The organism is Streptomyces sp. NPDC126497 (assembly GCF_040302425.1).
In the GTDB taxonomy this organism is placed as follows: Bacteria; Actinomycetota; Actinomycetes; order Streptomycetales; family Streptomycetaceae; genus Streptomyces.
Genome location: NZ_JBEORT010000047.1, coordinates 1 through 23,835 on the forward strand (window position 1 = coordinate 1; position 23,835 = coordinate 23,835).

The window sequence follows — 23,835 nt, forward strand, 5'->3', positions numbered from 1 at the left end:
GCCCGCCAACGTCGTTACGTCCGTAGCCCGGGGTGTCCCCAGGTGGGTGGGGCGGGGGCGCCCCCGGCGCCCTGGCCCGGCGCGCGGGGGCCCACGGCTCAAGCCCTCAGCGGACGTGCCCTAGAGGGCGAGGGACGACGTCACTTGTTGATGCAGACGTTGCCGAAGGCGGGGTTCAGCAGCCCGATCACGGAGACCGTGTTGCCGCAGACGTTCACGGGGATGTGGATCGGGGCCTGCACGACATTGCCGGAAAGGACGCCCGGGGAGTGCACGGCGGCACCCTGGGCGCCGGAGTCGGCGGCGGCCATGCCCGCGCCCGCGAGAACCAGACCACCGGTGGCAGCCGCGACGGCGACGACCTTCTTGAGCATTGTTCCTCCTTGTTGGCAAAGCGATCCAAAGTCGCGGATCACATCACGGCTAACGAGGACGGAGTAATGAGGCTACGAGCTTATCGTCGCATTCACTCTTTTCAGTCAAGTCCGCACGTCTGGGCGATTGTTGGGGTCATCGGTTAACCGTCTCAGCTCGCGTCGAGGAAGCGGTCGAGCACCCGCACGCCGAACTTCAGGCCGTCCACCGGCACCCGCTCGTCGACCCCGTGGAACATGCCGGCGAAGTCCAGCTCCGGGGGCAGCTTCAGGGGCGCGAAGCCGAAGCAGCGGATGCCGAGGTCGTCGAAGGACTTGGCGTCGGTGCCGCCGGAGAGCATGTAGGGCACGGCGCGGGCGATCGGGTCCTCGGCGCTGAGAGCGGTCTGCATGGCGTCGACGAGCCGGCCGTCGAAGTCGGTCTCCAGCGCCTTGTCGGAGTGCACGTCCTCGCGCCGCACGCGCGGGCCGAGGATGCGGTCGAGGTCGGCGAGGAACTCCTCCTCGTAGCCGGGCAGGAAGCGGCCGTCGACGTGCGCGGTGGCCCTGCCGGGGATGACGTTGACCTTGTAGCCGGCGCCGAGCTGGGTCGGCGCCGCCGAGTTGCGCAGCGTGGTGCCGATCATGCGGGCGATGCCGCCGAGCTTGGCGAGGGTCTCGTCCATGTTCTCCGGGTCGAGCTCGGTGCCGAGCGCGTCGGAGAGCTCGTCCAGGAAGGCCCGCACGGTCTTGGTGACCCTGACCGGCCACGTGTGGCGGCCGAGGCGGGCGACGGCCTCGCACAGCTCGGTGATGGCGTTGTCGTCGTTGGTCATCGAGCCGTGGCCGGCGGTGCCGTCGACGGTGAGCCGCATCCAGTGCATGCCCTTCTCGGCGGTCTCGACGAGGTAGAGGCGCAGCTTCTCGTTGACGGTGAAGGAGAAGCCGCCGACCTCGCCGATCGCCTCGGTGACGCCCTCGAACAGCTCGGGGTGCCGGTGCACCAGGTGCTTGGCGCCGTAGGTGCCGCCGGCCTCCTCGTCGGCGAGGAAGGCGAGGACGATGTCGCGCGGGGGCTTGCGGCCGCTGCGCATGCGCTCGCGGACGACCGCGAGGGTCATCGCGTCCATGTCCTTCATGTCGACGGCCCCGCGCCCCCACACGCACCCGTCGGCGATCTCGCCGGAGAAGGGGTGGTGGGTCCAGTCGTCCGCGTTGGCGGGTACGACGTCGGTGTGGCCGTGGATGAGCAGGGCGGGCCGCGACGGGTCCTCGCCCTCGATCCGGGCGACGGTGGAGGCGCGTCCCGGGTGGGCCTCGAAGATCCGCGGCTCCAGGCCGACCTCGGCGAGCTTCTCGGCGACGTACTCGGCCGCCTTGCGCTCGCCGGGGCCCGAGTGGTCGCCGTAGTTGCTGGTGTCGATCCGGATCAGCTCGCGGCAGAGGTCCACGACCTCGTCCTCACCGGTGACGTCCCTGGCCGTGTCCGTCTCGCTCACGTGCTTCCTCCCGCTGCTGGTGTTCCCGCTGGTGGGTCGCCCTCATCCTCTCTCCCCCGCGCCCGCGCCCCAAGACCCGGTCCGGCCCGTCGTCCGCCGCTCACCCGACGACGTGGCCGGGCGGGTGTGATCGGCCACCCGGAACACCTGGTAATGTTTACGTCGTCGCCGCGGGGGGAAACCCGCGCGACAGACACCTTGTCCGGGTGGCGGAATGGCAGACGCGCTAGCTTGAGGTGCTAGTGCCCTTTATCGGGCGTGGGGGTTCAAGTCCCCCCTCGGACACAAGAAGCCCGAGGGCCGCGACCATGAGGTCGCGGCCCTCGGGCGTTGTCGCGGAGGCCGACCATGACCACCCGTTCCTGCCCCTGCGGGCTCCCCGAGACGTACGAGGCGTGCTGCGGCCGGTTCCACACCGGGGCCGCCGCCGCGCCCACCGCCGAGCGGCTGATGCGGTCGCGGTACTGCGCGTTCGTGCGGCGGGACGGCGCGTACCTGCTGCGGACCTGGCATCCGCGGACACGGCCGGAGCGGATCGACCTCGATCCCGGGACGCGGTGGACCGGGCTGGAGATCCTGGACGCCGACGGCGGGTCCGCCTTCCACTCCACCGGCACGGTGACCTTCCGCGCCTCCTACCGGGGCGGCTCGCTGCACGAACGCAGCCGGTTCGAGCGGGTCGACGGGGCGTGGGTGTACGTCGACGGGGACTTCCTGAGCTGAGGCCGGAGGCGGCGTCCGGCCCCGGAGGGCCGGACGCGCGAGGCGCGGGCCTCAGGCGGGCAGCCTCGTGTCGACGACGAAGCCGATCTCGACGACCTGGCCGGGCAGGGTCAGTTCGGTGACGCCCACGACCGTACTGGCCGGGCGGTGGTCGCCGAAGTACGCGAGGTTGCCCCCGGCCGCCGCCGCGGCGTTGCGCCGCAGGTCCACCACGTACAGGGTCTGCGAGACGATCTGGTTCCGGGTGGCGCCGTAGTGGCCCAGGACCCTGTCCATGTTGGCGTGGGTCCGTTCGAGCTGGGCGGCGAAGTCGCCCGCGTGGAGGAACTCGCCCGCCTCGTCGAACGCGAGCTGTCCGGAGACGTGGATCAGCTCGCCGGACCTGATCGCCTGCGCGTAGCCGAAGTCGCTCTCGGCCGGCACGTCGAAGGTGAAGACATCACTGGTGAAGACATCACTGGTGGTCATGGGACCCGCCCTTCCTTCCGCTCTCTTGTGGTGACTCGGGAACTGTAGGAGAGTGGACTCCGACCTGGAAGAACGCACTTTTCGGTGACTGAGGAACCTGATGGTGACCAAGCATCTGCTCAAGGGCCTGCCCGAGGACGCCGACCTCAGGCGCGCGGACTCCCTGGCGCGGGAGATCTTCTCGGACGTCGCCAACAAGTGGGCGCTCCTGATCATCGAGGCGCTCGGTGAGCGCACCCTGCGCTTCAGCGAGTTGCGCGACGAGGTCGAGGGCGTCAGCCACAAGATGCTCACCCAGAACCTGCGCATGCTGGAGCGCAACGGCCTGGTCGAGCGGACGGTGCACCCCACCGTGCCGCCGCGGGTCGAGTACACCCTCACCGGACCGGGCCGGGGCCTGCGCGCCACGGTCGACGCGATGTGCGGCTGGACCCACGAGAACCTCGGCCACATCGAGCGGGCACGCGAGCGCTTCAACGCCTGACCGGCACGCGGCGGCGCGCTCAGGGCGCCAGGATGTCCAGTTCCTGGAGGGCGCCCTCGGTGATCTCGCGGGTCAGTTCCTCCGCACGGGCGGCGTCGCGTTCGCGGACCGCCTCCGCGAGCTGGACGTGCAGGGTGACGGCGGCCGGGTCGGGGTCCTCGAACATCACCTCGTGGTGGGTGCGGCCGGCCAGCACCTCGGCGACGACGTCGCCGAGGCGGGCGAACATCTCGTTGCCGGAGGCGGTCAGGATCACGCGGTGGAACGCCACGTCGTGGAGGAGGTACTCCTCCAGCCGGTGACCGCTGGAGTTGGCGACCATGCCGAGGGCGCACTCGGTGAGTTCGGCGCACTGCCCGGGGGTGGCGTGGCGGGCGGCCAGGCCCGCCGCGACCGGCTCGATCGCCGACCGCAGCACCGTGAGGGAGCGCAGCTGGCGCGGGCGGTCCGCGCCGGCCAGGCGCCAGCGGATGACCTGGGGGTCGTACACGTTCCACTCGCACGCCGGCAGGACCGTCACGCCCACGCGGCGCCGGGACCGGACCAGGCTCATGGACTCCAGGACGCGGACCACCTCACGCATCACGGAGCGCGACACGTCGAAGCGCTGTGCGAGTTCGTCGGTGCGCAGAACGCTGCCGGGCGGGTACTCGCCCGCCGTGATCTCGGGGCCGAGGGTGTCCAGTACGCGGCCGTGCAGCCCCCGGCCCGTGGTGCTCATGCACACAGAGTACGGGGCGGATCACGGGAGCAAAAAGTCAGACTTATATGTCACAGGCTCTTGAATTCGTCGTACCTAATGAGTTTCAGTTGCGTCGACATCACGTGTCGACGAAGACAGCAGACAGTGAGGCAGCGATGAAGACCCCCCATGTCGTCGTGGTCATGGGCGTCGCGGGCACCGGCAAGACCACCATCGGTCCCCTGCTCGCGGCCCGGTACGGCGTCCCGTACGCCGAGGGCGACGACTTCCACCCGCCGGCCAACATCGCCAAGATGTCGGCCGGGACCCCGCTGACCGACGACGACCGGTGGCCGTGGCTGGACGCCATCGGCGACTGGGCGCACGGCCGGGCCGGTCTCGGCGGGGTGGTCAGCTGTTCGGCGCTGAAGCGGTCGTACCGCGACCGGCTGCGGGCCGCGGCGCCCGGCGTGGTCTTCGTGCACCTCACCGGTGACCGCGCGCTCGTCGAGGACCGGATGTCGCACCGGCAGGGCCACTTCATGCCCACGGCACTGCTCGACTCCCAGTTCGCCACGCTCCAGCCGCTGGAGCCGGACGAGGCCGGGGTCGCCGTGGACGTGACGGGCAGCCCCGAGGAGATCAGCGGACGGGCGGCCACCGCCCTGGACGCCCTCCCCGAACCCACCCCGTAGGTCCCCGACCGGACCCCCAGTTCCCGGGGCGCCCCACCTCCCCGGTTCCTCCCCGATCCCCCCGTACACGCAAGGAACCACCGTGACCAGACTCAGCGTCGAGATGCTGGCAGCGGACGCACCCGAGCCGATCACCTCGGCCGGCCACGCCCAGCTGGGCATCGCCGTGCTCCTGGGCATCGCCGTCATCGTCCTGCTCATCACCAAGTTCAAGCTGCACGCCTTCCTGTCGCTGACCATCGGCTCACTGGCGCTCGGCGCGTTCGCCGGCGCGCCGCTGGACAAGGTGATCACCAGCTTCAGCGCCGGACTCGGCTCCACCGTGGCCGGCGTGGGCGTGCTGATCGCCCTCGGCGCGATCCTCGGCAAGATGCTCGCCGACTCCGGCGGCGCCGACCAGATCGTCGACACCATCCTCGCGAAGGCGAGCGGCCGTTCCATGCCGTGGGCGATGGTGCTGATCGCCTCGGTGATCGGTCTGCCGCTGTTCTTCGAGGTCGGCGTGGTGCTGCTGATCCCGGTGGTGCTGATGGTCGCCAAGCGCGGCAACTACTCCCTGATGCGCATCGGCATCCCGGCGCTCGCCGGCCTGTCCGTGATGCACGGCCTGGTCCCGCCGCACCCCGGCCCGCTGGTCGCGATCGACGCCGTCGACGCCAACCTCGGCGTGACGCTGGCGCTGGGCGTGCTCGTCGCCATACCGACGGTCGTCATCGCCGGTCCGCTGTTCTCGAAGTACGCCGCCCGCTGGGTGGACGTCCCGGCCCCGGAGCGGATGATCCCGCAGCGGCCCTCCGAGGACCTGGAGAAGCGTCCCGGCTTCGGCGCGACGCTGGCCACGATCCTGCTGCCGGTGGTGCTGATGCTGGCCAAGGCGCTGGTCGACATCGTCGTCGACGACCCCGAGCACCACGTGCAGCGCGTCTTCGACGTGATCGGCTCCCCGCTGATCGCGCTGCTCGCGGCCGTGCTGGTCGGCATCTTCACCCTGGGCGTGCCCGCCGGGTTCAGCAAGGAGCGGATGCAGCAGCTGGTCGAGAAGGGGCTCGCGCCGATCGCGGGCATCCTGCTGATCGTCGGCGCGGGCGGCGGGTTCAAGCAGACGCTGATCGACACCGGTGTGGGCCGGATGATCCTGGAGATCTCCGAGGACTGGTCGATCCCGGCGCTGCTGCTGGCCTGGCTGATCGCGGTGGCGATCCGGCTGGCGACCGGCTCGGCGACGGTGGCGACCGTCTCGGCGGCCGGTCTGGTGGCGCCGCTGGCGGCCGACATGTCGACCACGCACGCCGCCCTGCTGGTGCTGGCGATCGGTGCCGGTTCGCTGTTCTTCAGCCATGTCAACGACGCCGGCTTCTGGCTGGTGAAGGAGTACTTCGGGCTGAGCGTCGGGCAGACGGTCAAGACCTGGTCGATCATGGAGACGATCATCTCGGTGGTCGCCGGCGGTCTGGTGCTGCTGCTGTCGCTGATCATCTAGGCGTACGGCCGCTCCTTCGGGCGCACACCGGCCACGGGCCCCGGCACCTCGACGAGGTGCCGGGGCCCGTGCCCGTCCCGGGGGCGCGACAGCGCCCTACGAGGCGCGCTCGGCCTCCTTCTCCAGCTGGAACGCCTCGTTGCCGAGCCCGATGCGGGCGTGCCGCTCGGGGGCACGGGCGCGCAGGAGGGCGCCCTGGGCCAGGCCGACGACCAGGGCGAGTCCGATGATGCCGGGCAGGATCCAGCTGAGCGAGGAGCCGGGTCCCGCGCCGACCAGGACGTCGAAGTCCCTGACGGTGTAGCCGGCGATGACGGTCAGGGCGATGCCCGCCAGCGCGGAGGTGGCCAGCCGCCAGCCCTGCGCGCCCGCGGCGCCGCGCCGGACGAAGAAGACGACGACGGACAGGGAGGCGATGGCCATCAGCACGATCACGCCGAGCGCGCCGACGTTGCCGCCCCAGGTGAACAGGTGCAGGACCGGTGCGGTCGGGTCGCCGGTGGGCTTGTCGTCGGTGAGGGCGAAGGCGAGGACCAGCACGGCGGCGACAACGGTCTGGAGCAGCGAGCCGGTGCCGGGGGCGCCGCTGGTGCCGGTGGTGCGGCCGAAGGCGGCGGGCAGCAGGCCCTCGCGGCCCATGGCGAAGGCGTACCGGGCGACGACGTTGTGGAAGCTGAGCATGGCCGCGAACATGCCGGTCACGAAGAGGACGTGCAGGACGTCGGTGAAGGTGGAGCCGAGCCGGTCCTCGGTGAGGAAGAACAGCAGTCCCGCGCTCTGCTCCCGGGAGGCGCCGACGATCCCGGAGGGGCCGGTGGCGACGGTGAGCGCCCAGCTGCTGAGGGCGAAGAAGACCGCGACGCCGGTGACCGCGAGGAACATCACGCGCGGCACGAGGACGTGCGGCCTGCTGGTCTCCTCGGCGTAGACGGGGGCCTGCTCGAAGCCGAGGAAGGCGGCGATGCAGAAGCACAGGGCGGTGCCGACGCCGGCGCCGGTGAGCGTGTCCGGGTTGAAGGCGTGCAGCGACAGGCCCTCCTTGCCGGGGTCGGCGACGGCGGCGATGTCGAAGACGACGACCAGCAGCACCTCGATGACCAGCAGGACGCCGAGCACGCGCGCGTTGACGTCGATCTTCAGCCAGCCCAGCGCGCCGACGGCGAGCACGGCCACCAGCGCCGGTATCCACCAGGCGACCTCGAGGTCGGCGTAGGTGGCGAAGAGGCCGGAGACCTCGAAGCCGAAGATGCCGTAGATGCCGACCTGGAGGGAGTTGTAGGCGACGAGCGCGACGAGGGCGGCGCCCGCTCCGGCGGTGCCGCCGAGTCCGCGGGAGATGTAGGCGTAGAAGGCGCCGGCGTTGTGGACGTGCCGGCTCATCTCGGCGTACCCGAGGCTGAAGAGGACCAGGACGACGCCGAGGGCCACGAAGAGCAGCGGCTGGCCGACGATGCCCATCACCGCGAATGTGGTGGGCATGACACCCGCGACCACCATGAGGGGGGCGGTCGCGGCGAGGACGGAGAGCAGCAGGCCCCCCGTGCCGAGGCGGTCGGCGCGCAGGGCGCGCTCCTGCCCCTTGAAGGTGCTGATGCCGTCGGCGGCTGCTCTGCTCCTGCTCGAACTGTCCGTCGTCATCGGAAGGCCGTCCTTGGTGGGTGGTGGGTGCGGCGGGCGGGTGGGGGCGTGGTGTCAGACCGTGCCCAGGGCTGCGGCGCGGGCGGTGCGGAAGGCGGTCAGGGCGTCACGGCCGGGGTAGGACCAGGGGGCCGGTGTGGCGTGGTCGCCGATGCGGTGGAAGAGGGCGGCGGCCTCGGCGCCCCGGCCCTCGCAGACCTTCGCGTGGGCGAGGAAGTTGAGGTCGACCAGGCGGCGCGGGTGGTCTTCGTGCTCCCACTCCAGCCACCAGTCGAAGGCGGCCTTCATCACCTGCCGGGCGCGGCGGCCGACCCAGTGGCCGGAGGCGACCGGGTCGGCGGGTTCGTGTCCGGCGGCGGCCAGCGTGCGGTAGCGCTCGGCGTGCGCGATGACCGGCAGGATCGCCAGCGGCGAGTCGGCGGGTGCCTGCTCGGCGGCCCAGTTGGCGAAGTCGTACACCTCGTGCAGCGGGTCCGGACCCGCCTCCACGCGGCGCTCGGCGAGCCAGGCGACCACCAGGTGGTGGGCGTGGTGGTGGTCCGCGTACCGGGTGCGGACCTGTTCGAAGACCCGGACCACGTCCCCCTCGGCCCCCTGGGCGCACTCCAGCAGGAGCAGTCCGAGCCAGGGGGTGGGGTCGGCGGGCAGGAGCCGCGCCGCCCGGTGGCAGGCCTCGCGGGCACGGTCCGGCTTCTCCCCGCCGTGCAGGGCGCGCCGCACCCGGGCCAGTGCGAGCAGCACGGACGCGTCACCGGAGTCGGGTTCGGCGAGCAGCCACTCGCTCGCCCAGGCGGCGCTGCACGACTCCCGGGCGAGCACCGTGACGCGGTGGCCCCGGCGGTCCCAGTCCTCCCCCGTGCGGACCAGCAGCGAGCGGGTGCTCTGCCACCGGCCCTGTGCCAGCGCGGTGCGCGCGGCGACGAGTTCGGCATCGTCGAGGGCCTCGTCGAAGGCCTGTGCCGCCCGTCTGCGGGCACGGCCGAGGGGAGGCGGGGGTGGGGGCACCGCGGGACTTCCTCACGCGCTCTTCTTGGGGTCGCCGGCTCGTGGCGGGTGGTCGGTACGGCAGTGGTCGGCTGCCGAACGCCATGGGCCGATCACACACAGCAAACCGTCCGCCAACGGATCACGTCAAGGGCGTCCCGGGCGTTACTCGCGTCAACTGCAGTCACGAACAAGCCACTTGTGCGTGCGGCCGGAAAGCCGCCCGGGTGGGCGGCCGGGCGGGGCGGGACACTGCTTGGATGGCCGTATGAGCGCCGAGGAGATCATCGACATCGTCGACGAGAACGACCGGGTGGTCGGGCGGTCCCCGCGCGGGGAGGCCTACGCGCGGGGTCTGCGCCACCGCTGCGTCTTCGTCCTCGCCCGGGACGCCGAGGGGCGGGTCTTCGTCCACCGCCGCACCGCGGCCAAGCAGGTCTTCCCCTCCCTGTACGACATGTTCGTCGGCGGGGTCGTCGGCGCGGGCGAGGGCTACGACGAGGCGGCGCTGCGCGAGGCCGAGGAGGAGCTGGGCGTGCGCGGGCTGCCGCGCCCCGAGCACCTCTTCACCTTCCTGTACGACGACGGGGCGGGCCACAGCTGGTGGTCGGCGGTGTACGAGGTGCGCTGCGACCGGCCCGTACGGCCGCAGGCCGAGGAGGTGGCCTGGGGGGACTTCCTGCCGGAGGCGGAGCTGGAGCGGCGGCTCGGGGAGTGGGAGTGGACTCCGGACGGGCTGGCGGCGTACCGGCGGCTCAAGGCGTTCCGGGCGGGGCGGGCGGAGGGCTGAGCGGGCCGTCGGCCCGGCGCGGGGGCGGTCCCGGTAGGGTCGCGGCGTGATCGACTTCGTGCGGAACGTCCGGTGGTGGTTCGCGCCCGGCGAGGTGCGGCAGGAGGGCGACACGCCCGACTACCGGTTCTCGCTGGCGAACGAGCGGACGTTCCTCGCCTGGCTGCGCACCGCGCTCGCGCTGATCGGGGGCGGGTTCGCCGTCGACCAGTTCCTGCCGGACCTGCGGTGGGGGTGGCGGGTCGGGCTGGCGCTGGCGCTGCTGGCCGCGGGGGCGCTGTGCGCGCTGCGGGCGGTCGACCACTGGGTGCGGTGCGAGCGGGCGATGCGGCGGGGGGAGGATCTCCCGGTGTCGCGGTTCCCGGCGCTGCTGAGCCTCGTGGTGGCGGTGGTGGCCGTGGCGATGGTCGCCGTGGTGCTCTTCGGGTGGGACGGGTGAGCGGGGCGGCGGAACGGACCGCGGAGCGGGATCCGGGGCTGCAGCCCGAGCGGACCCGGCTGGCGTGGCGGCGTACCACGCTGTCGGCGACGGTCGCGGCGGTGCTGGCCGTGAGGACGGCGCTGGCGGGCGGGGTGTCGGGGGCCGGGGTCGTGGCGTGCGCGCTGTGCTGTGCCTGCTGGCTGGGGTTCCTGCGGATCGCCCACCGGCGGATCCGGGGGCTGGCGGCGACGAGTGCGCCGGGGGCGCTCGTTCCACCGTACGCGGCGGTCGCCGTGGTCTGCGCGGTGACCATGGCGGTGTGCGGGGCGGTGCTCGTCGGTTCGGGGTGAGGCGGGGGCCCGGTGGTTCCTCCGCCCCCGCCGTCCCCGTCCCCGGGGCTTCGCCCCCCGGACCCCCTCGTCGGCCTGCGGCCTCGTCCTCGAACGCCGGACGGGCCGTGGACGCCGGACGGGCCGTGGACGCCGGACGGGCCGTGGACGCCGGGCGGGACCTATCCGCCCACCGTCACCACGATCTTGCCCCGGGTGCGGCCCTCCTGGTTCAGGCGGTGGGCGTCCGCCGCTCGTTCCAGGGGGAAGGTCTCCGAGACGTGGACGGTGACCGCGCCCTGGTCCGCCAGGTCGGACAGGTGCTGGAGGTCCTGGGGATCGGGGCGGACGAACCAGTAGCGGCCGCCGTAGTCCACCACCTCGGGGTCGGTGATCGAGGCCAGGCGGCCCTCGGGGGCCAGGAGGTTCGCGGAGGCCTTGAGGGCGTCGCCGCCGACCGTGTCGAACACCGCGTCCACACCCTCGGGGGCCAGGCCCCGCACCCGTTCGGCCAGGCCCTCCCCGTAGCTCACCGGCTCCCCGCCCAGGCCGCGCACGAAGTCGTGGTTGCGTTCGCTCGCCGTGCCGATGACGCGGGCGCCGAGGTGGGCGGCGAGCTGGACGGCGACGGACCCCACGCCGCCGGCCGCGGCGTGCACCAGGAGCGTCTCGCCCCGCCTGACCTCGAGGACGCGGTGCAGCACCTGGTACGCGGTGAGTCCCACGAGGGGGAGGCCGGCCGCCTCCTCGAAGGACAGACGGCGCGGCTTGCGCGCGAGGGCGCGCACCGGGGCGGCCACGTACTCGGCGAAGGTGCCGCGCGAGAGGACGTCCTCGCGCACGTAGCCGATGACCTCGTCGCCGACGGAGAACTCCGGCGCGGCGGGGCCCGGCCGGACGACCACGCCCGAGACGTCCCAGCCGGGGATGACGGGGAACACCGGCTGGAGGATCGAGTCGAGATGGCCCTCCCGGCACTTCCAGTCCACCGGGTTGACCGCCGCCGCCCGCACCTTCACCAGCACCGCGTCGGGGCCGACCCTGGGATCGTCGACCTCCCCGAGGCCGAGCACCTCGGGGCCGCCGTACCGTGAGTAGCTGATCGCCTTCATGGCTCCGACCTTCCGGTGTCCCCACGCGCCCTGCAAGCCGAACGGCCTGATCCAAGCCATTCGCGTGGCGGCCGGACCACACCGCGGGCGCGAGGAGCGCCTATCGTGGCCCCGATCACGTTCGCCCGCCGCTCTGGACGGCATACCGACCGGTCGGCATCATAAGACGGGTACTGTTTCCCGCCCCGAGGAGCGACGATGAGCCCCGACCACCCGCCCGGACTCGATCTCGACCGGCTTCGCGGCCTGCTCGAACGGGAGCGGCCCGGCCTGGTGAACGGCCCGCTCACCGGCCGGCTGATCGAGGGCGGCAGGTCGAACCTCACGTACGCGGTCTCCGACGGCGGTGCGCGGTGGGTCGTGCGACGCCCCCCGCTCGGCCACGTGCTGGCCACCGCGCACGACATGAGGCGCGAGCACCGGGTGATCAGCGCGCTGCACCCGACCGCCGTGCCGGTGCCGCGCACCGTGCTGCTGTGCGAGGACGAGGAGGTGCTCGGGGCGCCGTTCTACGTCATGGAGTTCGTCGAGGGCACGCCGTACCGGACGGCCGGCCAGCTCGCCCCGCTCGGGGCGGAGCGCACCCGGGACGCCGTGCTGAACCTGGTCGACACGCTCGTCGAGCTGCACGCCGTCGACCCCGGCGAAGTGGGACTGGCGGACTTCGGGCGCCCCGAGGGGTTCCTGGACCGGCAGCTGCGGCGCTGGGGCAAGCAGCTGGACGCCTCCCGCAACCGGGAGCTGGCCGGCATCGACGAGCTGCACGCCGCGCTCGGGCGCGAGCTGCCCGGCTCCCCCGCGCCGGCCGTGGTGCACGGCGACTACCGCCTGGACAACGCGCTGATCGGGCAGGACGACCGGATCGAGGCCGTCCTCGACTGGGAGATGTCCACGCTCGGCGATCCGCTGACCGACCTGGGACTGCTGGTGATGTACAGCAGCCCGCTGGGCATGCCGGACTCCCCCGTCTCCACGACCGCGGAGGCGCCCGGGCACCCCACGCCCGCCGAGCTGATCGAGCGGTACGCCGCCCGGTCGGGGCGCGACGTCTCCGCGGTGTCCTGGTACACGGCGTTCGCCTGGTTCAAGCTCGCCGTGATCCTGGAGGGCATCCACTACCGCTACACGCTGGGCCGGACGGTCGGACGCGGCTTCGACCGCATCGGCGACCTGGTCCCGGTCTTCATCGAGCACGGTCTGACCACTCTTCAGGAAGGCTGACGGGACATGGACTTCGCGTTCGACGCGCGCACCGAGGAGCTGCGCGCCAGGCTGCTCGCCTTCATGGACGAGTACGTGTACCCGGCCGAGGCGGTCGCCCACGAGCAGCGCGCCGGGCTGGAATCGCCGTGGGAGAACGTGCCCGTGGTGGAGGAACTGAAGGCCGAGGCCCGGCGGCAGGGGCTGTGGAACCTGTTCCTGCCCGACTCCGAGTACGGCGCCGGGCTGACGAACCTGCAGTACGCGCCGCTCGCCGAGATCATGGGCCGCTCCCCGCAGATCGCGCCGACCGTCACCAACTGCGCGGCGCCCGACACCGGGAACATGGAGGTGCTGGCGCAGTTCGGCGACGAGGCGCAGAAGAAGCAGTGGCTGCGGCCGCTGCTGGCCGGTGAGATCCGCTCGGCGTTCGCGATGACCGAGCCGGAGGTGGCCTCCTCGGACGCCACCAACATCACCACCCACATCGAACGGGACGGCGACGAGTACGTCGTCACCGGCCGCAAGTGGTACATCTCCGGGGCGATGCACCCGGACTGCGGCGTCTTCATCGTGATGGGCAAGACCGACCCGGACGGGGCGGACATCCGCCGTCAGCAGTCCATGGTCCTGGTCCCGCGCGACACACCGGGCGTCACGGTCACCCGCGCCATGCGGGTCTTCGGCTACGAGGACCACTACCACGGCGGGCACGCCGAGGTGGTCTTCGACCGCGCGCGCGTACCGGTGTCGAACCTGATCGGCGAGGAGGGCGGCGGCTTCGCCATCGCCCAGGCCCGGCTCGGTCCCGGCCGGATCCACCACTGCATGCGGCTGATCGGCATGGCCGAGCGGGCCATCGAGCTGATGTGCCGCCGCGCGGTGTCCCGGGACGCGTTCGGCAAGGCGCTGGCGCAGCAGGGCGTGGTGCAGAACTGGATCGCCGACGCGCGCGTGGCGGTCGAGCAGCTGCGGCTGCTGGTGCTGAAGACGGCCTGGATGATGGACACCGTCGGCAACCGGGGCGCCCACACGGAGATCCAGGCCATCAAGATCGCCACGCCGCGCACGGTCGTCGGCATCCTCGACCGTGCGATCCAGCTGTACGGCGCGGGCGGGGTCAGCCAGGACTTCCCGCTGGCCGAGCTGTACGCCGGCGCCCGCACGCTGATGATCGCCGACGGTCCGGACGAGGTGCACCAGCGGTCGCTGGCGCGCCGGGAGCTGAAGAAGTACCTGTAGTCCCCGGACGGTCCGCGGCCCGCCGGTGCCGGCGGGCCGCGGGCCGTGGCGCGGTGGAGGGCTCAGGGGCGCAGGGCCCGCAGCAGCAGGTCCGCCAGGTGGTCGGCGACCTCCTGCGGACCGAGCGGGCCGTCGGGGCGGTACCAGGTCGACAGGTGGTGCACGGAGCCGAAGTGGTAGTCGACCACCAGGTCGGCCGGGGTCGCCGTGGAGAACACGCCCTCCCGCTGCCCCTCCTCGATCAGCGCGCGGAAGCGTTCGTGGTAGCGGCGGCGCTCGGCGCGCACCTGCTTGTTCTTCTCCGGGCCGAGGTGGTGCATGGAGCGGAAGAAGATCGACGCGTCGTCGAGGTTCTCGATGGTGGTGACGACGACGTCGGCCGCCGCGTCGCGCAGCCGCTTCTCGACCGGCTCGTCGGCGTCCGCGAAGCGGTCCAGGCGTTCCTGCTGGAGGCGCAGCACACGCGCGTACACCTCGTGCAGCAGGTCGTCCTTGGAGCCGAAGTAGTGGTAGAGCGCCCCCTTGGTGACGCCGGCCGCCTCGACGATCTCCTGCACCGAGGTGCGGTCGTAGCCCCGCTCGGCGAAGAGCCGGGTGGCGGCGGCCAGGAGCCGCTGCGGCACAGGAGTCCCGTCACCGTCCGTCGTCCTGGGCACTGCCGCCACCCGCCTTTCCGTGTCGCTGCTAGTCGTCGTGGGTCAGGGAACGCAGTTCCCGCCGGAGGATCTTCCCACTGGCCGTCTTCGGCAGGTCCGGCAGGATCGCCACCCGGCGCGGATACTTGTAGGCGGCCAGTCTCTCCCTGCAGTACGCGGCGAGTGCGGCCGGGTCCGCCTCGGCGCCGGGGCGCAGGCTGACGAAGGCCTTGACGGTCTCCCCGCGGTATCCGTCGGGCACCCCGACGACGGCGGCCTCGCGCACCGCCGGGTGGGTGTGGAGCACGTCCTCGACCTCGCGCGGCCACACCTTGAAGCCGGACGCGTTGATCATGTCCTTCTTGCGGTCGACGACGTACAGCCAGCCCTCGGGGTCCATGAAGCCGATGTCGCCGGTGCGCAGTTCGCCGTCCGGGAAGGTCTCGGCGGTGGCGTCGGGGTGCCGCCAGTACCCGGGCACGACCTGCGGGCCGCGCACCACGATCTCGCCCTGCTCGCCGAGGGGCACCTCCTCGCCCCGGTCGTCGACGATCCGTACGACGGTGTCGGGGCCGGGCACGCCGACGGCCAGCGTGCCGGAGGCCTCGTCCACGGGCGCCTCCAGGTGCGGCGGGACGGAGGCGCAGGGGGCGGTGCACTCGGTCAGCCCGTAGCCGTTGCGGAGGTACGGCCCGAAGCCGGCCCGGAACCTCTCCACCAGGGCGGGCGGCAGCGGGGCGCCGCCGGAGGAGATCACCCGGAAGGACGAGAAGTGGTCGCGGCTCGCGCCGGGGTGGGCGGCCAGCGCCATGAAGGCGGTGGACGGGCCGACGGTGTAGTGCGGCCGGTGCTCGGTGAAGGCGTCCAGGACGACGCCCGGCTCGAAGCGGTACGCCAGCACGAGGGTGCCCGCGCTGTCGAGGCAGGCGCCGAGCTGGCACACCATGCCGGTGATGTGGAACAGGGGCGCCAGCGCGAAGTAGACCGGCGCCTCGGGCAGGCCGAGCCCCGTGCGCTGCCGCTCGGCGTTGTACATGATGTTGCGGTGCGTGTTGGTGGCGCCCTTGGGTGCGCCGCTGGTGCCCGAGGTGTAGCTGATCAGCGCGGTGTCGCCGGGGGCGGGGGCGCGGTCCTCGGGGGGCGGGTGTCCCTGGCGGGCGGCGGTGGCGAGGTCGTCGGCGTCCGGGGGCTGCGGGAGCCGCTCGAAGGCGAGCACGCGCGTGTCGCCGCGGGTCTGGAAGTCCAGCTCGCAGCCGGTGAGCGCGATCCGCACCGGCGAGTCGGCGGCCGTGTCGCGCAGGTACGACTCCCAGGCCCGGTCGGAGCAGATCAGCGCGGCCACGTCGGCGTCCCGCAGGACGTGCGTCACCTCGCCGGACCTGTACATCGGGTTGACGGGCACGACGACCGCGCCCGCCTTCCAGGCGCCGAGCAGGGCGAGCACGAAGAGCGGGGAGTTCTGCAGCAGGATCGCCACCCGCTCGCCCCGCTCCAGGCCGCGCGCGGCGAGGTGGCCGGCGACGGAGTCGCTGAGCCCGTCGGCCTCCCGGTAGGTGAGGCGGCCGTCGAAGTAGGCGAGGAAGGTGCGGTCGGGGGCCTCGGCGACCGCGCGGCGCAGGGCGTGCACCAGGGAGTCCGCGGGGTCGACCGGGGCGCGCTGGGCGTCGGTGAGGAGGGCCAGCCAGGGCTTGGCGGCGTAGCGGGAGCCGGTCACCGGGTGGCCTCCCACTGCTGCTGGAGGCGGTTCATGCCGGCCAGCCAGCGGTCCGGCTCGGCGGCGCGGGCCCGGTAGTACTCGGCGACCTCGGGGTGCGGCAGGATCAGGAAGCGGTCCTCCTCGATGCCCCGGAAGAGGGCGTCGGCGACGTCCTCCGGTTCGATCGCGGTCGGCCTGAGCACCAGCTCGCCCGCGCTGCCGCTGGCCTCGAGCATGTCGGTGCGCACGCCCTGCGGGCAGATCGCGTGGACCTTCACCCCGCGGTGGCGGTACGTCAGCGACAGCCACTCGGCGAAGGCGTAGGCGCCGTGCTTGGTGACGCTGTAGGGGGCGGTGCCGATCATGGTGAGCAGTCCGGCGGCGGAGACGGTGGAGACGAAGCGTCCGCCGCCGCGCTCCAGCCACTCCGGGAGCAGCGCGTGCGCCGCGCGGACGTGCGCCATGACGTTGACGTCCCAGGAGAGCGCCCAGCCCTGCTCGTCGAGCGGCTCCCCGGGTTCCCCGCCGTCGCGGCCGACGCCCGCGTTGGCGCAGTACACGTCGACCGTCCCGCCGAGCGCGTCGCGGGCCTCGGCGACGATCGAGGAGGCGTCGCCCACGACGGCGAGGCCCCCGATCTCCTCGGCGACGGCCTCCGCGCGGCCGGCGTCCAGGTCGTTGACGACGACCCGTGCCCCCCGCTCGGCGAAGCGGCGGGCGAGGGCCGCTCCGATGCCGCCCCCGGCTCCCGTGACGACCACCTTCGCACCCTGCACGGCTTGCACCATCGGTCTCCTTCGACGCGGCTCCCAGCGGTTCCGGCGCCAGACTAACCGGTCGGTATGTCCAGTGGAAGAGGAGTTCCGCGCGGGGGCGGTCCGGTTCGTTCCCCGGGGCGGCCGGGCGCGCTAGCGTGCGTGCGCATGACACCCGCCGCCCTCACGGAGGTCACCGCATGAAGCTGTCCAGACGGAGCCTGCTCGCCACCACCACGGCCGCGGCCGCGGCCTGTGCCGCGCCGGCCGCCGCCGCTCCCGGGCCGGCGCACGGGGGCGGCCGCCGGCTGCGCACCGGGTTCGAACGGCTCGCCGCGGACGGCTACGCGCTGCTCGACGGCCGGCGCGTGGGCGTGGTCACCAACCCGACGGGCATCACCCGGGACGTGCGGCACATCGTCGACGTGATGCACGCCGACGACCGGGTGGACCTGACCGCCGTCTTCGGCCCCGAGCACGGCTTCCGGGGCACCGCCCAGGCGGGCGGCTCGGAGGGCCGCCACGACGACCCGGCCACCGGCCTGCCCGTCTACGACACGTATCTGAAGAGCGGTCAGGAGCTCGCCGACGTCTTCACCGCGTCCGGCGTGGACACCGTCGTCTTCGACGTCCAGGACGTCGGCGCGCGCTTCTACACGTACATCTGGACGCTGTTCGACTGCATGGAGGCGGCCGCGCTCGCGGGCAGGCGGTTCGTCGTCCTCGACCGGCCGAACCCGGTGACCGGGCGGGCCGCGCTGGGCCCGGTGCTGCACAAGGAGTTCGCGACGTTCGTCGGCAGGCAGCCGGTCTCGCAGGCGCACGGGATGACGGCGGCGGAGCTGGCCCTGCTGTTCAACGGGGAGTTCCTGCCGGTGCCGGTGCCGTTGGAGACCGTGCCGATGTCGGGCTGGCGGCGGTCGGACTTCTACGACGCCTCCGGGCTGCCGTGGGTGCCGCCGAGCCCGAACATGCCGACGCCGGAGACGGCGCTGGTGTACTCGGGGACGTGCCTGTTCGAGGGGACGAACCTCTCGGAGGGGCGCGGGACCACCCGGCCGTTCGAGCTGCTGGGCGCGGAGGGGATCGACGGGCGCTGGGCGCAGGCGGCGAACGCGCTGGGCCTCGCGGGCGTGCGGTTCCGGGAGGCGTACTTCGCGCCGGTGTTCTCCAAGTTCCAGGGGAGGACCGTCGGGGGCGTCCAGCTGCACGTGCACGACCGGGAGGCGTTCGATCCGGTGCGGACGGGGATCGGGCTGCTGGTCACCGCCAAGCGGTCGTGGAGCGGTTTCGCCTGGCGCCCGGACCACTGGATCGACAGGCTCACCGGCTCCGCGCGCGTGCGCACCATGATCGACGCGGGCGCGGACACGGACGAGGTGGTGGCCGGCTGGCAGGAGGAGCTGGCGGTGTTCCGAAGGACGCGGCGGAAGTACCTGCTCTACCGCTGAGCGGGCGGCGGAGGACGGCGGCGGGGCGCGAACGGCGCCCCGCCGCCGTTTTGCGCGGGGCGTGCATATACACGGGGCCTTCAGGAACCCGTGGAGGCCCCGGGGAGTTCTCAGACCGTGGAGGAAGGGCCTTCCCCTCCCGGGGAAGGGAACGGAGCGGGTTACCGCCGGTATCCCCGTGAATGACCACAACTGAAGCAGGAGCCACGGGAGTTGACCCGTGAGTCCCGCGGCCGGCTGAGGGGGCCATCGGAAAAAGGATGGAGCCGATTCGCGTGTCGACACGTCTATTCGGCGACGTCCGTTCGATGACGCCGAAGTGACCGGATTACAGGTGCAGGTGTGACGGAGGTGCAGGACGATGGCCGGTTTCCGGAGTCTGGCGAGACAGGTCCGAGATCCCCGGTGCGATCTGGCGCTGCGGCGCTACTCGCTGCGCAAGTGCCTCGAGCGGTTCGCTCCCTACGGGCACAGGGCGACCTGGGACCATCTGTGCTCGCGGGCCGGGTTCGATCCCGAGGACCGCTCCGTCGACCCGGCGCGGCTCGTGGCCGCGCTGGACGAGCTGGAGGAGGCCCGGGCGGTCTGGCTGGCCTATGAGGTCGAGTTCGCCGAGCGGCGCAGGAAGGAGAAGCACGACGGGCTGCGCAGGCCCGGCAGCGTGGACGACTGGCACCGGCTGACCTGGGGCGGTTTCGGTGTGGCCTGGTGCGACGATCCGCGGGTGCATCCGCGCGAGCCGCTGGCCGAGGTGCTGCGGCGGCTGATAGCCGCGCTGGAGCGCGAGCCGGGCGCGGTCTGCCCCGTGTGCCGGGGGGAACGGCTCGTGTGGCGCCACGGCCTGGACCACGAGCCGTCGGCGGGCCCGGTCTGCGCGGACTGCGGGATCCTGGTGCCGCGCCCCGTGCTCACCCCGGGGGCCCTGGCGGACGCCCGCAGGGCGAGGCTGCTGGTGTCGGCCTGAGGAGGGCAGGGAGCAAGGGGGTGCGCAGGGGATGCCGCACCCCCACGCGCGAAGCCGCGGGCGGCCGCGCCTCCCGGCACCGAAAGGCCCGGGAGGCACCCCGGGGCGACGGGCTCCCCCGCTCATCGGGGGTCCCCCGCCCGGGCCGGGCCGGGAGCGGGGAGGCGCCCTGCGAACATCCCCCGGGTCAGCGGCCGCCCTTCGACCGGCCGCCGCGGCGCGTGCCGCCGTTCTCCGCCAGCAGGCGGGAGCCCGTCAGGCGTTCGCCGAAGACGTCGTCCGGGTTGGACAGGACGCAGCCGTCCAGGGAGAGGCAGCCGCAGCCGATGCAGTCCGTGAGGTGGTCGCGCAGCCGGTTGAGCTGCCTGATGCGCTCGTCCAGCTCGGACCGCCACGCCTCGGACAGGCGCGCCCAGTCGTCCCGGGTGGGCGTGCGTTCCTCGGGCAGCTCGGCGAGCGCCTCGCGGATCGTGGCGAGCGGGATGCCGACGCGCTGGGCGGCGCGGATGAAGGCGACCCGGCGCAGGGTGTCACGGCTGTAGCGGCGCTGGTTGCCCGGGGTGCGGCGACTGCCGATCAGGCCTTTGGACTCGTAGAAGTGCAGGGCCGAGACGGCGGCGCCGCTGCGTGCGGAGAGCTGGCCGACCGTGAGCTCGTGGATCTTCTCGGGAATCTGGGGCACTCCCCGAACCCTACCCACCCGACCGGCGGCCGGTCGTCGTTGACAGGGGCCTCCCCGCACACCATGCTAAGCAGTTGCTTAGGCATGCGCACACCGGTGCGCTGCGACTACGTGACGCGAGAGGCCGGGACATGGCAGAGCCGAGGATCTTCACGTCCGTCGACGACCTGAAGGCGGCGGTGGGCGAGCAGCTGGGGTACACCGGCTGGCTGGAGGTCGACCAGAAGCGGATCGACCTGTTCGCCGAGGCCACCGGGGACCACCAGTGGATCCACGTCGACCCGGAGAAGGCCGCGGCGGGACCGTTCGGGACGACCATCGCGCACGGCTATCTGACGCTGTCGCTGCTGCCGCTGTTCGGCCCGCAGCTGATCTCCGTCGAGGGCGTGAAGATGGGCGTCAACTACGGCACCAACAAGGTGCGCTTCCCCGCCCCGGTCCCGGTCGGCTCGCGGGTGCGCGCGACCGCGGTGATCACCGCCGTCGACGAGGTGCCGGGCGGCGTCCAGGTGGCCACGGCGTTCACCGTGGAGCGCGAGGGCGGCGACAAGCCGGTGTGCGTGGCCGAGTCGGTGGCCCGCTACTACCTCTAGGCGGACCCGGGTTCCCTCGCCCCGACCATCCGGAGCACGAGGTCGGCGTAGAGCGCGCCGACCTCCTCGGGGGTGCGGGGGCCGTCGACGTTGAACCAGCGGGCCACGTCGATGCACAGGGAGAGCACGGCGAGCGTGGTGCCCTGGACGTCGATGACGTCGAACTCGCCGGAGCGCACGCCCTCCTCGATGATCCCGCGCACCTCGGCGTCGACCTGCCGGCGCAGGCCGAGGATCTCGGCGCGGGCCTCGGGGCCGAGCGAGTCGAGTTCGTACTGCACGACCCTGGCGGTGGTCCGGCCGCCCGCGTGCCAGCGGACGAAGGAGCTGACCGCCTCGGCGAGCCGCTCGCCGGGGCCGCCCTCGGTGCGGGCCGCCGTGCGCAGGATCTCCACGGCCTTCTCGTGGCCGATCCTGCTGATGCGGTGGAGCAGCTCTTCCTTGGTCTTGTAGTGGATGTAGAGCGCGGCCGGACTCATCCCGGCGCGGCCCGCGATGTCGCGGGTCGTCGTGGCGTGGTAACCGCGCTCCGCGAACGCCTCCACGGCGGCGAGCAGCAGCCGCCTGGCCGCTTCGGGCGTGACCTCACCCCACGGCTGCGCCTCGGCGCCGGCCGTCTCCTCCGCCGTACTCATCGCTCACCTCGTTCACTGGCAGGGGTAACACCATACCGGCAAGGGTGAGCGCTCGCTTAGCGTACCCGTCGTCACAGCTTCTGGAGCGGGTCGTGCTCGGCGAGCAGCTTCTCCAGGCGGGCCTGGTCGACCCGGTTGACGATCTGCCCGGCCTCCTGGCGGTCACGGATGACCTTGGCGAGGGTGAAGGCGGAGGTGACGAGGTACAGGACCGCGATGCCCAGGAAGGCGCGGACCCAGGAGTCGGTCTCGAGGTTGAAGATGCCGACCGCGGTGGCGCCCATGGCCACCCCGAAGGACGCGACGGCCTGGCCGTAGAAGGCGGCCGTGCTCTGCTGCTTGACCGGTGTGTCGCTCATGGGGACCAGGATCGGCGGATGTGGCCGCGGCCACATCCGCTCAGCTACTCAGAGCGTACTCAGAACGCCGAGACCCCGGTCAGCGCACGGCCGATGACCAGCTTCTGGATCTGGCTGGTGCCCTCGTAGAGGGTCATCACGCGCGCGTCGCGCAGGAGTTTGCCGGCCGGGTACTCGTCGATGTAGCCGTAGCCGCCGAAGACCTGCAGGGCGTTGTTGGCGGCGCGGACGGCGGCCTCCGAGGCGAAGAGCTTGGCCTTGGAGGACTCGACGGCGAAGGGCCGGCCCCGGTCGATCAGGTCGGCCACCCGCCAGGTGAGCAGCCGGGCCGCGTCGACGTCCACGGCGATGTCGCTGATCAGCTCCTGGACGAGCTGGTGCCGGGCGATGACCTTCCCGAACTGCTCCCGCTCCCCCGCGTACCGCACGGCCGCGTCCAGGGCGGCCTGCGCTATGCCGACGCAGCCGGCCGCGACCGACATCCGGCCCTTGGCGAGGGCGGACATGGCGACCGAGAAGCCCCTGCCCTCCTCGCCCAGCATCGCGGAGGCGGGCACGCGCACGTCCTCGAGGACCAGTTCGGCGGTGGCCTGGCCGCGCAGGCCGAGCTTGCCGTGGACGGCGCGCCGGGTCAGGCCGGGGGTGTCGGCGGGGACGAGGAAGGCGGAGACGCCCTGGTGGCCGGGGGCGTCGGTGGAGCGGGCGAAGAGCAGGACGACGTCGGCCCAGGTGCCGTTGGTGATGAACATCTTGGTGCCGTTGACGACGTAGTCGTCGCCGTCGCGCACCGCCCGCGTGGCGAGGTTCCCGGCGTCCGACCCCGTGCCGGGCTCGGTGAGGCCGAAGCAGCCGACGTGCTCCCCGGAGGTGAGGCCCGGCAGCCAGGCGCGCTTCTGCTCCTCGCTCCCCCAGGCGGCGATCGTCTTGGCGACCAGGCCGAGGGAGACCGAGACGATGCCGCGCACGGAGGAGTCGCCGCGGCCCAGTTCCTCGGTGACCAGGCAGTACGCGAGGTGGTCGCCGCCGCTGCCGCCGTACTCCTCGTCGACCGTCAGCCCCAGGAAGCCGACCTCGCCGAGCTTCTTCACGATGCCGCGGTCGACCTCCTCGGCGCGGTCCCAGGCGGTGGCGTGGGGCGCGACCTCGCGCTCCACGAAGTCCCGGGCGAGCCGGCGGACGGCCTCCTGCTCCTCACTGAGCTCCAGGTTCATACCGAGTCACTCCCCGGGGGATCCGCTTGCCGTGCACGTCCGACAGACCGTGCGTCTTTAAATTAGCACTGCTAGTTTACTGTCGCGGTCCTACTATGTGCGCCATGGCCCGACCGCGCAAGCCCTTGCTCAGCACCGACCGGATCGTCGGTACGGCCCGTGCGCTGGTGGACGCGGAGGGCCTCGCGGCCGTCTCCACCCGCCGGCTCGCCGCGGAACTGGGGGTGAGCGGGCCCTCGCTCTACAACCACTTCCGCACCAAGGACGAGATCCTGGAGGCGGTGGCCGACTCGGTGAGCGGGCTGGTCGACCTGTCGATGTTCGAGGACGGCCGGGACTGGCGGACCGCGCTGCACGACTGGGCGGTCTCCTACCGGGCCGCGCTGCGCGACCACCCGAACATCGTCCCGGTCCTGGCCCGCGGTCCGGGCCGCCGTCCGGCGGCGCTGCGGCTGGCCGACGCGGTCTACGGCGCGATGGTCGAGGCCGGCTGGCCGCCCGCGCAGGCCACCTCCATCGGCGCGCTGATGCGGTACTTCATCATGGGCTCCGCGCTCGGCTCCTTCGCGGGCGGCTTCGTGGACGACGCCAGCGCCTACGACCCCGCCGACTACCCGCACCTCGGCCAGGCCCACCTGCTCGCGGAGCAGCAGGAGAAGATCGACGAGCGGGCCTTCGAGACGGGACTGGCGGCGCTGCTGGACGGGCTGGCGCTGCAGTACGAGCGGGCGCGGGGCGGGGCCTGAGCCCGCGG

Annotated in this window: 27 protein-coding genes and 1 tRNA gene; 14 read left to right on the plus strand and 14 right to left on the minus strand. The window is 72.7% G+C overall.

Going from position 1 to position 23,835, the window contains the following annotated elements; all coding sequences use genetic code 11:
• Positions 1–140: 140 nt before the first annotated feature.
• Positions 141–374, minus strand: a complete 234-nt coding sequence (gene chpH, locus ABTY20_RS20260; RefSeq protein ID WP_351998395.1) for a chaplin ChpH — start codon at positions 372–374, stop codon at positions 141–143.
• 152 nt (positions 375–526) lie between these two features.
• Positions 527–1,852 carry a M20/M25/M40 family metallo-hydrolase gene (locus tag ABTY20_RS20265; protein WP_351998396.1) on the minus strand — a complete coding sequence of 442 codons (1,326 nt, stop codon included), beginning with the start codon at positions 1,850–1,852 and terminating at the stop codon, positions 527–529.
• A gap of 200 nt (positions 1,853–2,052) precedes the next feature.
• Here ABTY20_RS20265 and ABTY20_RS20270 point away from each other — a divergent pair.
• Positions 2,053–2,137: transfer RNA gene (locus ABTY20_RS20270), tRNA-Leu, on the plus strand.
• 63 nt (positions 2,138–2,200) lie between these two features.
• Complete coding sequence (locus ABTY20_RS20275) at positions 2,201–2,575, plus strand: YchJ family protein (protein WP_351998397.1); 375 nt, start codon at positions 2,201–2,203, stop codon at positions 2,573–2,575.
• Positions 2,576–2,626: 51 nt separating this feature from the next.
• Here the strand turns inward: ABTY20_RS20275 and ABTY20_RS20280 are convergent, their stop codons facing one another.
• Positions 2,627–3,043: a RidA family protein gene (locus tag ABTY20_RS20280; RefSeq protein WP_351998398.1), complete on the minus strand. Its 417-nt coding sequence runs from the start codon at positions 3,041–3,043 to the stop codon at positions 2,627–2,629.
• Between the two features lie 100 nt (positions 3,044–3,143).
• Between ABTY20_RS20280 and ABTY20_RS20285 the strand changes: the two genes are divergently transcribed.
• Positions 3,144–3,527: a winged helix-turn-helix transcriptional regulator gene (locus tag ABTY20_RS20285; protein ID WP_351998399.1), complete on the plus strand. Its 384-nt coding sequence runs from the start codon at positions 3,144–3,146 to the stop codon at positions 3,525–3,527.
• Positions 3,528–3,546: 19 nt separating this feature from the next.
• Here ABTY20_RS20285 and ABTY20_RS20290 read toward each other — a convergent pair whose 3' ends face one another.
• On the minus strand, positions 3,547–4,248 hold the full coding sequence (locus ABTY20_RS20290; protein ID WP_351998400.1) for a FadR/GntR family transcriptional regulator: 702 nt from the start codon (positions 4,246–4,248) through the stop codon (positions 3,547–3,549).
• Positions 4,249–4,385: 137 nt separating this feature from the next.
• Here ABTY20_RS20290 and ABTY20_RS20295 point away from each other — a divergent pair, with 137 nt between their 5' ends.
• Both ABTY20_RS20295 and ABTY20_RS20300 read left to right on the plus strand, forming a co-directional pair.
• Entirely contained in the window at positions 4,386–4,904 is a 519-nt protein-coding gene (locus ABTY20_RS20295; RefSeq protein ID WP_351998401.1) for a gluconokinase, read from the plus strand.
• Positions 4,905–4,986: 82 nt separating this feature from the next.
• Positions 4,987–6,384, plus strand: coding sequence for a GntT/GntP/DsdX family permease (locus ABTY20_RS20300; RefSeq protein ID WP_351998402.1), 1,398 nt, complete (start codon positions 4,987–4,989; stop codon positions 6,382–6,384).
• A gap of 96 nt (positions 6,385–6,480) precedes the next feature.
• Here the strand turns inward: ABTY20_RS20300 and ABTY20_RS20305 are convergent, their stop codons facing one another.
• Together ABTY20_RS20305 and ABTY20_RS20310 are read right to left on the minus strand one after the other, a co-directional pair.
• Positions 6,481–8,022: an APC family permease gene (locus ABTY20_RS20305; RefSeq protein WP_351998403.1), complete on the minus strand. Its 1,542-nt coding sequence runs from the start codon at positions 8,020–8,022 to the stop codon at positions 6,481–6,483.
• 54 nt (positions 8,023–8,076) lie between these two features.
• Positions 8,077–9,027: a hypothetical protein gene (locus ABTY20_RS20310; protein WP_351998404.1), complete on the minus strand. Its 951-nt coding sequence runs from the start codon at positions 9,025–9,027 to the stop codon at positions 8,077–8,079.
• A 247-nt stretch (positions 9,028–9,274) separates the two neighbouring features.
• Between ABTY20_RS20310 and ABTY20_RS20315 the strand changes: the two genes are divergently transcribed.
• From ABTY20_RS20315 to ABTY20_RS20325, 3 genes are read left to right on the plus strand one after another with little or no spacing between them, the layout of a single operon-like run.
• On the plus strand, positions 9,275–9,796 hold the full coding sequence (locus ABTY20_RS20315; RefSeq protein ID WP_351998405.1) for an NUDIX domain-containing protein: 522 nt from the start codon (positions 9,275–9,277) through the stop codon (positions 9,794–9,796).
• Between the two features lie 46 nt (positions 9,797–9,842).
• Positions 9,843–10,235 (plus strand): YidH family protein, encoded by a 393-nt coding sequence (locus tag ABTY20_RS20320; protein ID WP_351998406.1) that lies wholly within the window; start codon positions 9,843–9,845, stop codon positions 10,233–10,235.
• Entirely contained in the window at positions 10,232–10,567 is a 336-nt protein-coding gene (locus ABTY20_RS20325) for a DUF202 domain-containing protein (protein WP_351998407.1), read from the plus strand. The genes ABTY20_RS20320 and ABTY20_RS20325 overlap by 4 nt, the downstream gene beginning before the upstream one ends.
• A gap of 161 nt (positions 10,568–10,728) precedes the next feature.
• Here the strand turns inward: ABTY20_RS20325 and ABTY20_RS20330 are convergent, their stop codons facing one another.
• On the minus strand, positions 10,729–11,658 hold the full coding sequence (locus ABTY20_RS20330) for an NADP-dependent oxidoreductase (RefSeq protein WP_351998408.1): 930 nt from the start codon (positions 11,656–11,658) through the stop codon (positions 10,729–10,731).
• Positions 11,659–11,856: 198 nt separating this feature from the next.
• On the opposite strand from ABTY20_RS20330, the gene ABTY20_RS20335 reads away from it, so the two are divergent.
• Both ABTY20_RS20335 and ABTY20_RS20340 read left to right on the plus strand, forming a co-directional pair.
• Entirely contained in the window at positions 11,857–12,879 is a 1,023-nt protein-coding gene (locus ABTY20_RS20335; protein ID WP_351998409.1) for a phosphotransferase family protein, read from the plus strand.
• Positions 12,880–12,885: 6 nt separating this feature from the next.
• Positions 12,886–14,100, plus strand: a complete 1,215-nt coding sequence (locus tag ABTY20_RS20340) for an acyl-CoA dehydrogenase family protein (protein ID WP_351998410.1) — start codon at positions 12,886–12,888, stop codon at positions 14,098–14,100.
• 62 nt (positions 14,101–14,162) lie between these two features.
• Here ABTY20_RS20340 and ABTY20_RS20345 read toward each other — a convergent pair whose 3' ends face one another.
• Genes ABTY20_RS20345 through ABTY20_RS20355 form a run of 3 tightly spaced genes read right to left on the minus strand, consistent with a single transcriptional unit; the run spans position 14,163 to position 17,219 of the window.
• The gene (locus ABTY20_RS20345) at positions 14,163–14,756 is read right to left on the minus strand and encodes a TetR/AcrR family transcriptional regulator (protein ID WP_351998411.1); all 594 of its coding nucleotides are present in this window, start codon (positions 14,754–14,756) and stop codon (positions 14,163–14,165) included.
• A gap of 28 nt (positions 14,757–14,784) precedes the next feature.
• Positions 14,785–16,449, minus strand: coding sequence for a class I adenylate-forming enzyme family protein (locus tag ABTY20_RS20350; protein WP_351998412.1), 1,665 nt, complete (start codon positions 16,447–16,449; stop codon positions 14,785–14,787).
• Positions 16,446–17,219 (minus strand): SDR family oxidoreductase, encoded by a 774-nt coding sequence (locus ABTY20_RS20355; protein ID WP_351998413.1) that lies wholly within the window; start codon positions 17,217–17,219, stop codon positions 16,446–16,448. The genes ABTY20_RS20350 and ABTY20_RS20355 overlap by 4 nt, the downstream gene beginning before the upstream one ends.
• 167 nt (positions 17,220–17,386) lie before the next feature.
• On the opposite strand from ABTY20_RS20355, the gene ABTY20_RS20360 reads away from it, so the two are divergent.
• Both ABTY20_RS20360 and ABTY20_RS20365 read left to right on the plus strand, forming a co-directional pair.
• Positions 17,387–18,637: an exo-beta-N-acetylmuramidase NamZ family protein gene (locus ABTY20_RS20360; protein ID WP_351998414.1), complete on the plus strand. Its 1,251-nt coding sequence runs from the start codon at positions 17,387–17,389 to the stop codon at positions 18,635–18,637.
• A gap of 361 nt (positions 18,638–18,998) precedes the next feature.
• Complete coding sequence (locus ABTY20_RS20365) at positions 18,999–19,601, plus strand: hypothetical protein (protein WP_351998415.1); 603 nt, start codon at positions 18,999–19,001, stop codon at positions 19,599–19,601.
• A gap of 187 nt (positions 19,602–19,788) precedes the next feature.
• On the opposite strand, the gene soxR is transcribed toward ABTY20_RS20365, so the two are convergent.
• A complete protein-coding gene (gene soxR / locus ABTY20_RS20370; protein ID WP_351998416.1) occupies positions 19,789–20,283 on the minus strand; it encodes a redox-sensitive transcriptional activator SoxR in 495 nt (164 codons plus the stop codon).
• 131 nt (positions 20,284–20,414) lie between these two features.
• Here soxR and ABTY20_RS20375 point away from each other — a divergent pair, with 131 nt between their 5' ends.
• Positions 20,415–20,876, plus strand: a complete 462-nt coding sequence (locus ABTY20_RS20375) for a MaoC family dehydratase (protein ID WP_351998417.1) — start codon at positions 20,415–20,417, stop codon at positions 20,874–20,876.
• On the opposite strand, the gene ABTY20_RS20380 is transcribed toward ABTY20_RS20375, so the two are convergent.
• The 3 genes from ABTY20_RS20380 to ABTY20_RS20390 all read right to left on the minus strand — a co-directional run bounded on the left by ABTY20_RS20380 (position 20,873) and on the right by ABTY20_RS20390 (position 23,081).
• Positions 20,873–21,511, minus strand: coding sequence for a TetR/AcrR family transcriptional regulator (locus tag ABTY20_RS20380; protein ID WP_351998418.1), 639 nt, complete (start codon positions 21,509–21,511; stop codon positions 20,873–20,875). The genes ABTY20_RS20375 and ABTY20_RS20380 overlap by 4 nt on opposite strands.
• A 71-nt stretch (positions 21,512–21,582) precedes the next feature.
• Complete coding sequence (locus ABTY20_RS20385; protein WP_228967621.1) at positions 21,583–21,870, minus strand: YiaA/YiaB family inner membrane protein; 288 nt, start codon at positions 21,868–21,870, stop codon at positions 21,583–21,585.
• Between the two features lie 59 nt (positions 21,871–21,929).
• On the minus strand, positions 21,930–23,081 hold the full coding sequence (locus ABTY20_RS20390; RefSeq protein ID WP_351998419.1) for an acyl-CoA dehydrogenase family protein: 1,152 nt from the start codon (positions 23,079–23,081) through the stop codon (positions 21,930–21,932).
• A 104-nt stretch (positions 23,082–23,185) separates the two neighbouring features.
• On the opposite strand from ABTY20_RS20390, the gene ABTY20_RS20395 reads away from it, so the two are divergent.
• Complete coding sequence (locus ABTY20_RS20395) at positions 23,186–23,827, plus strand: TetR/AcrR family transcriptional regulator (protein WP_351998420.1); 642 nt, start codon at positions 23,186–23,188, stop codon at positions 23,825–23,827.
• Positions 23,828–23,835: the final 8 nt, after the last annotated feature.

Excerpts from the sequence above, each read along its gene's own strand:
- ABTY20_RS20275 (WP_351998397.1), top strand. The coding sequence starts at position 2,201 with ATGACCACCCGTTCCTGCCCCTGCGGGCTCCCCGAGACGTACGAGGCG.
- ABTY20_RS20360 (WP_351998414.1), top strand. The coding sequence starts at position 17,387 with ATGAAGCTGTCCAGACGGAGCCTGCTCGCCACCACCACGGCCGCGGCC.
- ABTY20_RS20390 (WP_351998419.1), bottom strand. The coding sequence starts at position 23,081 with ATGAACCTGGAGCTCAGTGAGGAGCAGGAGGCCGTCCGCCGGCTCGCC.
- ABTY20_RS20375 (WP_351998417.1), top strand. The coding sequence starts at position 20,415 with ATGGCAGAGCCGAGGATCTTCACGTCCGTCGACGACCTGAAGGCGGCG.
- ABTY20_RS20330 (WP_351998408.1), bottom strand. The coding sequence starts at position 11,658 with ATGAAGGCGATCAGCTACTCACGGTACGGCGGCCCCGAGGTGCTCGGC.
- ABTY20_RS20385 (WP_228967621.1), bottom strand. The coding sequence starts at position 21,870 with ATGAGCGACACACCGGTCAAGCAGCAGAGCACGGCCGCCTTCTACGGC.
- ABTY20_RS20295 (WP_351998401.1), top strand. The coding sequence starts at position 4,386 with ATGAAGACCCCCCATGTCGTCGTGGTCATGGGCGTCGCGGGCACCGGC.
- ABTY20_RS20395 (WP_351998420.1), top strand. The coding sequence starts at position 23,186 with ATGGCCCGACCGCGCAAGCCCTTGCTCAGCACCGACCGGATCGTCGGT.
- ABTY20_RS20280 (WP_351998398.1), bottom strand. The coding sequence starts at position 3,043 with ATGACCACCAGTGATGTCTTCACCAGTGATGTCTTCACCTTCGACGTG.
- ABTY20_RS20335 (WP_351998409.1), top strand. The coding sequence starts at position 11,857 with ATGAGCCCCGACCACCCGCCCGGACTCGATCTCGACCGGCTTCGCGGC.
- chpH (WP_351998395.1), bottom strand. The coding sequence starts at position 374 with ATGCTCAAGAAGGTCGTCGCCGTCGCGGCTGCCACCGGTGGTCTGGTT.
- ABTY20_RS20285 (WP_351998399.1), top strand. The coding sequence starts at position 3,144 with ATGGTGACCAAGCATCTGCTCAAGGGCCTGCCCGAGGACGCCGACCTC.
- ABTY20_RS20340 (WP_351998410.1), top strand. The coding sequence starts at position 12,886 with ATGGACTTCGCGTTCGACGCGCGCACCGAGGAGCTGCGCGCCAGGCTG.
- ABTY20_RS20380 (WP_351998418.1), bottom strand. The coding sequence starts at position 21,511 with ATGAGTACGGCGGAGGAGACGGCCGGCGCCGAGGCGCAGCCGTGGGGT.
- ABTY20_RS20315 (WP_351998405.1), top strand. The coding sequence starts at position 9,275 with ATGAGCGCCGAGGAGATCATCGACATCGTCGACGAGAACGACCGGGTG.
- ABTY20_RS20290 (WP_351998400.1), bottom strand. The coding sequence starts at position 4,248 with ATGAGCACCACGGGCCGGGGGCTGCACGGCCGCGTACTGGACACCCTC.
- ABTY20_RS20305 (WP_351998403.1), bottom strand. The coding sequence starts at position 8,022 with ATGACGACGGACAGTTCGAGCAGGAGCAGAGCAGCCGCCGACGGCATC.
- ABTY20_RS20365 (WP_351998415.1), top strand. The coding sequence starts at position 18,999 with ATGGCCGGTTTCCGGAGTCTGGCGAGACAGGTCCGAGATCCCCGGTGC.
- ABTY20_RS20355 (WP_351998413.1), bottom strand. The coding sequence starts at position 17,219 with ATGGTGCAAGCCGTGCAGGGTGCGAAGGTGGTCGTCACGGGAGCCGGG.